2 protein-coding genes are annotated in these 11909 nt (G+C 75.8%); both read left to right on the top strand.

Features of this window, described 5'->3' with window-relative positions; translation table 11 throughout:
• Positions 1–10530 (top strand): amino acid adenylation domain-containing protein, encoded by a 10530-nt coding sequence (locus tag ABZ810_RS14810; RefSeq protein ID WP_358403212.1) that lies wholly within the window; start codon positions 1–3, stop codon positions 10528–10530.
• The gene (locus ABZ810_RS14805) at positions 10527–11909 is read left to right on the top strand and encodes an MDR family MFS transporter (RefSeq protein ID WP_358403211.1); all 1383 of its coding nucleotides are present in this window, start codon (positions 10527–10529) and stop codon (positions 11907–11909) included. The genes ABZ810_RS14810 and ABZ810_RS14805 overlap by 4 nt, the downstream gene beginning before the upstream one ends.

Below are 11909 nucleotides of genomic sequence, written 5' to 3'. Positions count from 1 at the left end.
TTGAGCACTGCCCGCGTCCAGCCCCCCGCCTCCGCCGAGGCCGCCGCCGGCGCGGGGGGCGCGGCCGAGCGGCCGCTGGAGCTGACCAGCGCCCAGCTCGGCATCTGGAACGCCCAGCGGCTGGAACCGGACTCGCGCTACTACGTCGTCGGCGACGTGGTGGAGGTGCGCGGGGAGCGGCCGGTCGACGCGGAGCTGCTGGCCGCGGCGATCCGGGCCACGACCGGTGAGGCGGAGAGCCTGCGGCTGCGGGTGTTCGAGACGCCGGACGGGCCGCGGCAGGTGGTCGGCGGCGCGACCGGCGCGGCGCCCGCGATCGTCGACCTGTCCGCCGAGCCCGACCCGGTCGCGGCGGCCGACAGATTCGTCGAGGCCGAACGCGCCCGTGCTGCCGCCGCGTCCGGCGGGATGGTGGACGCGCCGCTGTTCTTCCAGACCGTCATCCGGCTGTCCGACCGGGAGGTCTGGTACACCCAGCTCGGCCATCACCTGGTGTTCGACGGCTACACCGCCGCGATGCTGGCGCGGCGCACCGCCGCGCACTACACCGCGCTGGTGGGCGGCGAGGAGCCGCCGTCGTCGCCGTTCGGGCGGTTCGCGGACGTGGTCGAGGCCGACCGCGACTACCTGGCGAGCGAGAAGTTCGAGCAGGACCGCGCGTACTGGCTCGACCGGCTCACCCCGCTGCCCGACTTCGGCGCGGGCGCCGACCCGGCGGCCGGTCCGCCGGAGCGGACGCTGACCGCGCGCGCCGTGATGCCGCCGGAGGCGTTCGGGCGGCTGCGCGAGTTCGCCGACCGCGAGCACGTCACCTGGGGCGAGGCGCTGATCGCGTGTTACGCCGCGTTCCTGCACCGCCTGGAGGGACCGGCGGACGTCGTCTTCGCGCTGCCGCTGATGTGCCGTACGGGCTCGGCGCTGCGCACGCCCGCGATGGCGGTGAACGTGCTGCCGCTGCGCGTCGCGGTCCGCGGCGGCGACAGGCTGGGCGACCTGAGCAGGCGGGTCGCGGAGGCGATGCGCGACATGCGCCGCCACCAGCGCTACCGGGGCGAGAACCTGCCGCAGGATCTGGCCGTCCCCGGCGCGGGCGCGCTGCTGCACGGGCGCGGCGTCAATCTCAAGGTGTTCGACCTCAAGCTCGACTTCGCCGGGGCGCCCGGCGTGATGCGCAACGTCGCCGGGGGGCCGCCCGAGGACATGGGGCTGAGCGTGCTGCCCACCGACGAGGGCGGCCTGCTGCTCGGCTTCGAGGTGGACGCCCGCGTCAACGACCAGGACGGCGTCGACCGCAAGCTGAACGTCCTGCTGACCCTGCTCGACGCGCTGACCGGTACCGCCGAGCCCGCGATCGGGCAGGTCCGGCTGATCGGCGACGACGAGCGGGCCCGGACGCTGGACGCCTGGTCCGCGCCCGCCCTGCCCGGCGAGCCGCAGGACGTGCCCGCCGCGCTGAACGCGCTGGCCGCCGCCGAACCGGACACGACCGCGCTCGTCTGCGGCGCGGAACGGCTGACCACGGGCGAGCTGCTCGAACGTGTGCACCGCCTCGCCCGCGCGCTGCGCGCCAGGTCGATCGGCCCGGACGACGTCGTGGCGCTGGCCCTGCCGCGCTCGGCCGACCTGGTCGTCGCCCTGTTCGCCGTGCTGGACGCGGGCGCCGCGTTCCTCCCTCTGGACCTGGACCACCCGCGCGAACGGCTCCGCGAGCTGGTCGCCGACGCCCGGCCCGCGCTCGTGCTCACCGTCGAGGCGACCGACGACCTCGCCGCCGATCCCGCCGCCCGGCTGCGCCTGGACGCGCCCGGCACGCGCGACGAGCTGGCCGCGCTGCCCGGCACCCCGCTCGCGGAAGGCGAGCTGGCCGCGCCGCGGCACCCCGGGCACCTCGCGTACGTGATCTACACCTCCGGCTCGACCGGGCGCCCCAAGGGGGTGCTGGGCAGGACCGGCGCGCTCGCGGGCCTGCTGCACCACCAGCGGACGACGCTCTTCGCCGAGGCGCGGGAGGCCGCGGGCGGCAGACGGCTGCGCACGGCGCACACCTACTCGTTCGCGTTCGACTCCGCCCTCGACCAGCTGCTCTGGCTGGTCTGCGGGCACGAACTGCACCTGTACGCCGCCGACCTGACCCGCGACGCCGACGCGCTGCTCGACGCCTACGTCCGGGACCGGATCGACGTCGTCGACACCACGCCCTCGATGGCGGCCCCGCTGGTCGACGCGGGACTCCTCACCGGCGACCACCGGCCGGCGCTGCTCATGCTCGGCGGCGAGGCGACACCGCCCGCGTTGTGGAGCAGGGTCGCGGCGTCCGGCGTCGCGGGCCGCAACATGTACGGGCCGACCGAGGCCACCGTGGATGCCGTGACCGCCCGCATCGACGGTGTTGAGCCGACGATCGGCCTGCCGCTCGCGGGCACCCGGATCTACGTGCTCGACAACGCCCTGCAGCCGGTGCCGCCCGGCACCCGGGGCGAGCTCTACCTCGCGGGCCCGCATCTCGCCCGCGGCTACCTGGACCGGCCCGGCACCACGGCCGAACGGTTCGTCGCCGACCCGTTCGGCGCGCCGGGGGAGCGCATGTACCGGACCGGTGACCTGGCCCGCTGGGTGCCGGGACGCGGCCTTGCGTACCTCGGCCGCGGCGACGGCCAGGTCAAGATCCGCGGCCACCGGGTGGAGATCGGCGAGGTGGAGGCCGCGCTCGGCGCCCTCACCGGCGTCAGCGCCGCGGCGGCCGTGGTGCGCACGGACGGCGGCGGCTCGGCGGCCACCGCCAGGCTCGTCGGATACGTCGTACCGGCCGCGTCCGCCCGGGAGCCGGTCACGCCGGAGTCGGTGCGCGCCGTGCTCTCCGAGCGGGTGCCCGACCACATGGTGCCCGCGGCCGTGGTCGTGCTGGACGAGCTGCCGCTCACCGTCAACGGCAAGGTCGACCGCGCCGCGCTGCCCGCGCCCAGGGCCGCGGGCGGCGGCCGGGCGGCCCGGGACGAACCCGAACGCCTGGTCTGCGAGGCCGTCGCCGACGTGATGGGCCTCGACCGTGTCGGCATCGACGACGACTTCTTCTCCCTCGGCGGGGACAGCATCACCGCGATCGGCGTGAGCAGCCGCCTGCGCGCGCACGGCCTGGAGCTGCGGCCGCGCGACCTGCTCGCCCGGCGGAGCCTGGCCGCGCTCGCCGCCGCGAGCAACCGCATCGACGACACCGTGGCGGAGGTGCCCGACGACCCGGTGGGCCCGGTGCCCGCGCCGCCGATCGTGCGCGGCCTGCTCGACCCGCACCCCGACGTCGCCGCGATCGCCGCGTACGCGCAGTGGACCGCGATCAGCGTGGACGAGCCGCTCGCCTTCGACGACCTCGTCACCGGCGTCCAGGCCGTGCTCTACCGCCACGACGCCCTGCGCCTCAGCGTGACCGGCGGCGAGAGCGGCGGGCTCGTCGTGCGTCCGCGCGGCGCGGTTTCGGCGGCGGGCATCGTCACGGAGGAACGAGCGGACGGCGACGTCGCCCGCGCCGTCGAGTCCCTTGCCGTACGGCTGGCCTCAGAGCTCGACCCGGCGTCGGGGGACCTGCTGCGCGCAGGACTGCTCCGTACCGCGCAGGGCGAGCCGGACCGGCTGGTCCTGGTCGCCCACCACCTCGCGGTCGACGGGGTCTCGTGGCGCGTCCTCCTGCCCGATCTGCACGCCGCCTGCGCGGGCCGCGCCGCGGACCTGCCGCCCGTCGGCACGTCGTGGCGACGGCACGCGGCCCTCCTCGCCGAGCAGGGCGAGACGGGCGCCCGCCGCGGCGAGCTCGGCCTCTGGCGCCCGGCCCTCGACCCGGACCGCCGGCCGCTCGGTGTGCGCGAGCTGGACCCCGCACGGGACACGGCCGCGACCGCCGAACGTTCCACCACGACGGCGTCCGCCCAGGTCACCGCCGCGCTGCTGACGACCCTGCCCGCCGCCTACCGCGCCGGTGCCGACGACGTCCTGCTCGCCGCGCTCACCCTGGCCCTGCGGAGCTGGCGCCGCGACCGCGGCCTGCCCGGCAAGGACGCGTTCGCCATCACCACCGAGGGGCACGGGCGCGACCAGATCGCCGACGGGATCGATCTCTCCCGGACGGTCGGCTGGTTCACCAGCGAGTACCCGGTGCACGTTCCGGCGGGGATCGACCTCGACGACGCGCTGGCCGGAGGCGACGCCGCCGGACGGCTGGTGCGCGCGGCCAAGGAGGCCAAGCGGGCCGTCCCGGACGGCGGCCTCGGGTACGGCGTGCTGCGCCACCTCGACCCGGAGACGCGCGCCGAGTTCGCTGCTGCGGCGCCGCCCGAGGTGCTCCTCAACTACCTCGGCCGCTTCGCCGCGCGGCCCGGCCCCGGCTGGCGGCTGCCCGAACACGACGCGTTCGCCGTCATCGAGCCGCCCGGCAAGGCGCTGGAGCAGGTGCTCGCGCTCAACTGCTTCGTCCACGAGGACGGCGAGCCGCGGCTGTCGGTGGAGTGGACCGCCGCGAGCCGGGTGCTGGACGCCGGCGAGGTGGCGGACCTGCGGCGCGCGTGGGACACCGCGCTCGCCGCGCTGGCCGCGCACGCCGAGCGGATCGGGCCGGACGGCGGCGGGCTGACCCCGTCCGACCTGCCGCTGGTGGACCTCGACCAGGACGCCATCGACGTCCTCGAACGGGCCCGTCCCGTGGCGGACGTCCTGCCCGCCACGCCGCTTCAGGTGGGCCTGTCGTTCCACACGCTCGCGCGCGGCGACGACGACACCGACGTCTACGTCGTCCAGGCGGTCATGTCGCTGGCCGGCGCGCTGGACGCGGAGCGGATGGCCGCGGCCGCCGCGGAGCTGCTGCGCCGCCACCCGGCGCTCCGGATCCACCTCGCCGTGACGGCGGCGGGGGACGTGGTCCAGGTGGTGCCCGCGGACGCCCAGCTGGACTGGCGGCGCGCCGACCTCTCCGGGCACGCCGCGGACCGGCGTGCGCACCTGCTCGCCGCGCACCTGAAGGCGGAGCAGGAACGGCCGTTCGACCCGGACGTGCCGCCGCTGATCCGCTTCATGCTCGTCACGCTCGGCCCGGACGAGCACCGGCTGGTCATCACCAACCACCACGCGCTGCTCGACGGCTGGTCCATGCCGCTCGCCGGCCGCGCGCTGCTGGCCGTCTACGCCGAGCTGGGCGGCGGGGCCCCGGCCCCCGAGACCACGCCGCTCGCCGAGTACTACCGGTGGCTCGCCGACCAGGACCGCGAGGCGTCGCGGCAGGCGTGGCGGGACGAGCTCGCCGGCGTCGACGACGGCACCCTCCTCGCCCCGGCCACGGCCGGTGCCGCGATCGAACGGCCCGGACGGGTGACCGTCGACCTCGGACCCGAGCTCAGCGAACGGCTGCGCGCGTTCGCCCGGGACCGCGGGATCACGCTGACGGCGGTGCTCCAGACCGCGTGGGGCCTGCTGCTCGGCCGGCTCACCGGCCGGCGCGACGTGGTCTTCGGCTGCCCGGTCTCCGGCCGCCCCGCCGAGGTGGACGGCGTCGAGACGATGATCGGCCAGCTCGGTACCACGATCCCGGTGCGGATCAGGTACGCGCCGTACGACACCGTCGGTGCCCTGCTGGACGACGTGCACGCGCGGAACGTGGCGCTCGCCGACCACCACCACGTCGGGCTGCCCGACATCCAGCGCGGCGCGGGCGTCGGCGACCTCTTCGACACGATGCTGGTGATGGAGAACTTCCCGCTGTCGAGCAGGCGGCGGACCACCCTGGCGCCCGGCCTCGACCTCGCGGGCGTGGACATCATCGACGCCACCCACTACCCGCTGACCGTCATCGTGATCCCCGAGGACGAGATCGTCGTCGGCCTCGGCTACCAGCCCGCCGCGTTCGACGAGGAGACCGTCCGCGGCTACGGCCGCTGGCTGACCGTCCTGCTGCGGGAGCTCACCGCCGATCCGGCGCGGCCGGTGGGCCGGCTGCCCATGCTCGACGCCGGCGAGACCGAGCGCGTCCTGCGCGTCGGTGACGGCGGCGCGCCCGCCAAGGCCCGGCTGAGCTGCCTGGAGGAGTTCGGCGCGTGGGTGCGGCGCAAGCCCGGCGCCGAGGCGCTGGTGTGCCGCGACCGGAGCCTGACGTACGCCGAGCTGGACCGCACCGCCAACCGGCTCGCGCACGCGCTCATCGAACGCGGCGTCCGCCCGCAGGACCCGGTCGCGGTGCTGCTCGGCCGCGACATCGAGATGACCGTGGCGCTGTTCGGCGTGCTCAAGGCCGGCGCGGTGTACGTGCCGATGGACCCGAGCTACCCCGCCGACCGGCTCGCCTACATGATCGGGGACATCGCGCCCGCCGCCGCGCTGACCACCGGCGACGCGCTCGCCGATCTCGGCGGGGAACTGCCCGCGGCGCCGGGCACGCCGGTGCTCCGGCTCGACGAGCCCGGCGTGCTCTCGGCGCGCGACACCGACCCCGCCGAGGCGCGGCGGAACCTCACCGCCGACGCCCTGGCGTACGTCATCTACACCTCCGGCACGACCGGGAAGCCGAAGGGCGTCGCGGTCCCGCACCGCGGCGTCCCCGACCTGATCGCGCTCCAGGAGGAGGTCGTCGGCGTCACCGAGCACGACCGCTACCTGCACTTCGCCTCGACCGGCTTCGACGTCGCGTTCTGGCAGACGATGGTGCCGCTGCTGTCGGGCGGCACGTCGGTCATCGCGCCCGACGAGGTCCGCGTCCCCGGCGAGGAACTGCTCGACTACATCGTCGAGAAGCGGGTCACCGGCATCAACCTGCTGCCGTCGTTCCTGGGCGCGATGCCCGACGACCTGACCGTCGACCCGGACGTGTTCTTCGTGGTCGGCGCCGAACGCCTCGACCCCGAGCTGGCGCGGCGGTGGGGCACCGGACGCCGGGCGCTGTTCAACGCCTACGGCCCGACCGAGGTCACGATCAACTCGGTGACCTGGCGGTACGAGCCGGACGACAGCGGGCAGCTGCCCATCGGGCGGCCCGACCCGCACGTCCGGGCGTACGTCCTGGACGGCGGGCTGATGCCGGTCGGCACCGGGGTGACCGGCGAGCTGTACCTGGCCGGGCCCAAGCTCGCCCACGGCTACGTCGGCCGCCCCGGCCAGACGTCGCAGGCCTTCGTCGCCGACCCGTTCGGCGCGCCGGGGGAGCGCATGTACCGGACCGGCGACCTGGTGCGCTGGCGGCCGGACGGGCAGCTGGTGTTCCTCGGCCGCGCCGACCACCAGGTCAAGATCCGCGGGTTCCGGATCGAGCCGGCCGAGATCGAGACCGTCCTCAGCCGCCATCCCGCCGTCCGCGCGTGCGCCGTGATCGTCCGCGAGGACCGGCCCGGCGACCGCCGCCTGACCGGCTATGTCATCCCGGCGCTGGGCGCCGCGTTCGACCCCGGCCGGGTACGCGGCGACCTGGCGCGGGAACTGCCCGACCACATGGTGCCGACGGCGCTGGTGGAGATCGAGCGGCTGCCGCTGACCCCCAGCGGCAAGCTCGACCGGGACGCCCTGCCCGCGCCCGGCTCCGCCGCCGCGTCCCCCGCGCGGGAGCCCGCCACGGCCGCCGAGGCGGTGCTGCTCGGCATCGTGCGGGACGTCCTCGGATCGGCCGAGGTCAACCTGGACGACGCGTTCGTCGACATCGGCGGCGACAGCATCGTCTCGCTGCAGCTGGTGTCGCGGGCCCGGCGCAAGGGGTTGCGCCTCAGCCCGCGCGACGTCTTCGAGGGCCGCACGATCGCCGGGATCGCGGCCCTCGCCGAGGGCCTGGAGGAGTCCCCGGCCGAGGCGGCGCCCGCGACCGGGGACGCGCCCCTGACCCCGGTCATGCGCGACCTGCTGCGCCGCAGCCCGTCCATCGACGCGTTCTGCCAGTGGACGGAGATCTGCGTCCCGGCCGGCGGCGACGCCGCCACCTGGCGGACCGTGCTCGACGCCGTCCTGGCGAGGCACGACGCCCTCCGCGCCCACCTGGTGACGCCGGACGGAACGGCCGAGCCGGTGTTGCGCGTCCCCGCCGCCGGAACGGTCACCGGCGCCCACGTGCTGACCGTCGTCCCGGCGAAGGAGACCGGCGACCTCCGGCCGGCGCTCGACCGGCACATCGCCGCCGCCCGTGACGCGATGGACCCGCGCACGGGGCCGCTGCTGCGCGCGATCTGGGTGGACGCCGGGCCCGAGCGGCCCGGACGGCTCGCCCTCGTCGCCCATCACCTGGTCGTGGACGGGGTGTCGTGGCGGATCCTGCTCGACGACATCGCGCACGCCTACGAGACCGCGGCCGCAGGCGGCGTGCCCGAGCTGCCGCGGCACGGCGAGTCGTTCCTCGGCTGGGCGCGGTCGCTGCGCGAGGCGGTCGACTCCCGGAGGCGGGAGCTGCCGCACTGGCGCCGGGTCGCCGCGGCGGCCACCGAACCGCTGCTCGCGACGCCGCTCGACCCGGCGCGCGACACCGCCGCCACCGCCGTCCACCACGAGATGTGGCTGGACGCCGACGCCACCCGGACGCTCCTCACCACCCTGCCGGCCGCGTACCGGACGACCCCGGACACGGTGCTGCTCACCGCGCTCACCACGGCGGTGAACGCCTGGCGCGGCGGCGCGGCGGGGCTCGTCGTCGCCCTGGAGAGCCACGGCCGCCCGCCGCACACGCCCGACACGACCCGGCCGGCCGACCTCTCGCAGACCGTCGGCTGGTTCACCGCCGTCCACCCGGCCCTGCTCGAACCGCCCGCGGACGGGGGCCTCCCGGACGCGCTCAAGGCGGTCAAGGAGCAGCTGCACGCGCAGGGCGACGGGCTCGGCCACGGCATCCTCGCCCACGGCCCGCTCGGCGCGCCGATCGAGGCCGAGATCAGCTGGAACTACCTCGGCCAGTTCGCCGGCGCCCCGGACACCGAGACGCCCTGGCTGCCGTCGCCGGACGCCGACCCGCTCGGCTCGGGCGCGGGCGACGACCAGCCGCTCCCGCACAGCCTCATGATCAACGCGCTGACGCGGGGTGCGGACGGCGGGCGGCTCGGCGTCCGCTTCACCTGGCCCGCCGCGGTGCTGACGCAGGCGGAGATCGAGGAGCTCGCGGGGCGTTTCCAGCGGGCCCTGACGGCCTTGGCGAACGCCCCCGAGGCCCTCGACGGTGCCGGGCTGACGCCCTCCGACCTGCCCCTGGCCGGTCTCGACCAGGCGGCGATCGACGTCCTCGAACGTGAGCACGACATCGCCGACGTCCTGCCGCTGACCCCGCTCCAGGAACTGATGCTGCACCACTCCCGGCACAGCGCCCCCGACCCGTACACCGTGCAGTCGACGTTCTCCCTGGCCGGTCACCTCGACGTGGACGCCCTGCGGGCCGCGGGCGCCGACCTTCTGGCCCGCCACCCCAACCTCGGGGCGGTCTTTCCCTCGGACCCGGGGCTGGACCACGTGCAGGTCATCCCCGTCGCCCCCCGGCCCGGCTTCCGCGTCGCCGACGTTCCCGGCGAGGCGGAGGAGATCCTCGAGGCCGACCTCGCGGAACCGTTCGACCTCGCCGCGGGACCGCCGTTCCGGCTGACCGTGCTGCGGCGCGGGCCCGAACGGGCCGACCTCGTCATGACCAGCCACCACGTGCTCTCCGACGGCTGGTCGGCGCCGCGCATGCTCACCGAGCTGTTCGCCTGCTACACCGCCCGCGTGGGCGCCGGATCCCCGGGCGGCGCGCTGCCCGCGCCGGTCCCGTTCGGCGACTACGTCCGCTGGCGGGCGTCCCGCGACCACGAGGCCGACCTCCGGGCCTGGGGAGCCGAACTCGACGGGCTCCCCGAAGGCGACTACCTGACCGGCCACGCCCAGCCCGGCACCGACGTTCCCGACCCCGTGCTGCTCACGTTCGACGCCGGCCTGGTGACCGGCCTGACCCGCACGGCCGCACGGCACGGCCTGACGCCCAACACCCTGCTGCAAGGGGCGTGGGCGACGCTGCTGGCCGCCCGCTCCGGCCACCGCGACGTCTGCTTCGGCGCCATGGTGTCGGCCCGTACCCCCGAGGTCGACGGCGTCGAGGAGATCATCGGCCTGCTGGCCAACACCGTGCCCGTGCGCGCCCGCTTCGCCGGCACCCTGGCCGCCACGCTGGCCGACCTCCAGACCCGCCAGCAGGCGATCATCGAGCACCACCACGTCGCGCTCGCCGACCTCGAACGGCTGACCGGCCACCGGCGGCTCTTCGACAGCCTGGTGGTGTTCGAGAACTACCCCGTCGACCTCGACAGCCTGCGCGAACCCGCGCCCGGCCTCACGGTCACCGGCACCCGCTTCCGCGAACGCACCCACCACCCGATCACCCTGACGGTCATGCCCGACGGGACCGGCTGGACGGGCGTGCTCGGCTACCGGGCCGGCCTGTTCTCCGCCGGTGAGGTACGGAGCCTGGCCGGCGACCTGCTCCGCGTCGCCCGCGACCTCGCCCGCCCCGAGACCCTCTCCGAGGACGCGGTCACCGTCCTCGCCCGCATCCAGGACGGCCCCCGATGACCGAGACCACCATCAAGATCGACCGGCCCCTGATGCGCACCGCGTTCATCCTGGTGCTCGGCACGTTCATGGCGACGCTCGACGCCACCATCGTCACCGTCGGCATCGACACGCTCGCCGGTGAGTTCGACGCCCCGGTCACCGACATCCAGTGGGCGAGCACGGCCTACCTGCTCGCCGTGGTCGCCGCCGTCCCCGCGTCCGGCTGGCTCGCGGACCGGTTCGGCGGCCGCCGGACCTGGCTCGTCGCCATCGCGGTGTTCCTGGCCGGCTCGGTGCTCTGCGCCCTGTCCTGGTCGGTGACGAGCCTGATCGTCTTCCGCGTGCTCCAGGGCCTCGGCGGCGGCCTCCTGCCCCCCACCGGCCAGGCCCTGCTGGCCCGCACCGCCGGCCCGCAGCGGATCGGCCGGGTCATCAGCGTCGTGGCGGTCGTTCCGCTGCTGTCCCCCGTGCTCGGCCCCCTCGCCGGCGGGTCGATCCTCGCCGTCGCCGACTGGCCCTGGCTGTTCTGGGTGAACGTGCCGATCGGCCTGGCCGCCATCCTGCTCGCCCTCCGGTACGTTCCCGCTCCACCGCCCGCCGCCCAGGGCGCCCCCTTCGACGCCCTCGGCGCCGCGCTGCTGTCGCCCGGCCTCGCCGTCCTGGTCTTCGGCCTCACCGAACTCGACGGCGGCACGACGACCGCCTGGACCGCCCTCGTCATCGGCGCCGGGATGCTGACCGCCTTCGTCGTCCACGGCCTGCGGACCCGCGGCGTCCCGCTGATCGACCCGCGCCTGTTCACCCGGCCCCCGTTCGGCGCCGCCGCGTTCGCCCTGGTCATGCTCGGCGCCGCCGTCTTCGGCACGATGTTCCTGCTGCCCCTCTACCTCCAGACCGGCGGCGAGCTCTCGGCGTTCGAGACGGGCCTGCTCCTCGCGCCCCAGGGCGTCGGCGCCGCGGCCGCGTCCGTGCTGGTCAACCGGAAGATCGACGCCGTGCCCCCGCGCACGATGGTCCTCACCGGCATCGCGCTCGTCCTCCTCGGCACCGCCCCCTTCACCCAGCTCACCCACGACCCGCACGACGCCCTGATCGCGCTCTCCCTCCTGGTCCGCGGCGCCGGCGCCGCCATGATCGGCGCCCCCGTCATGGCCCTGGTCTACAGCCGCGTCAAGAAGGAGGAACTGCCCCGCGCCTCCGGCGCCCTCAACCTCCTCAACACCGTGGGCGGCTCCATCGGCACCGCCGCCGTCGCCGTCATCCTCCAGTCCCGCCTGACCGCCAACGCCCCCGACGTCCCCTCCGCCTACGCCGACACCTTCTGGTGGGTCCTCGCGTTCTGCCTGATCTCCGCCCTGGCCGCCACCCGCCTCCCCAAAGACCGCCTCACCCGTTGA

It is taken from the genome of Spirillospora sp. NPDC047279, from assembly GCF_040643285.1.
Lineage (GTDB): Bacteria > Actinomycetota > Actinomycetes > Streptosporangiales > Streptosporangiaceae > Spirillospora.
Note: the sequence above shows the minus strand (reverse complement) of the source record. Positions and strands in the feature narration are given on the sequence as shown.

Coding starts and splice junctions, on each gene's coding strand:
- ABZ810_RS14805 (WP_358403211.1), top strand. CDS start 10,527: ATGACCGAGACCACCATCAAGATCGACCGGCCCCTGATGCGCACCGCG.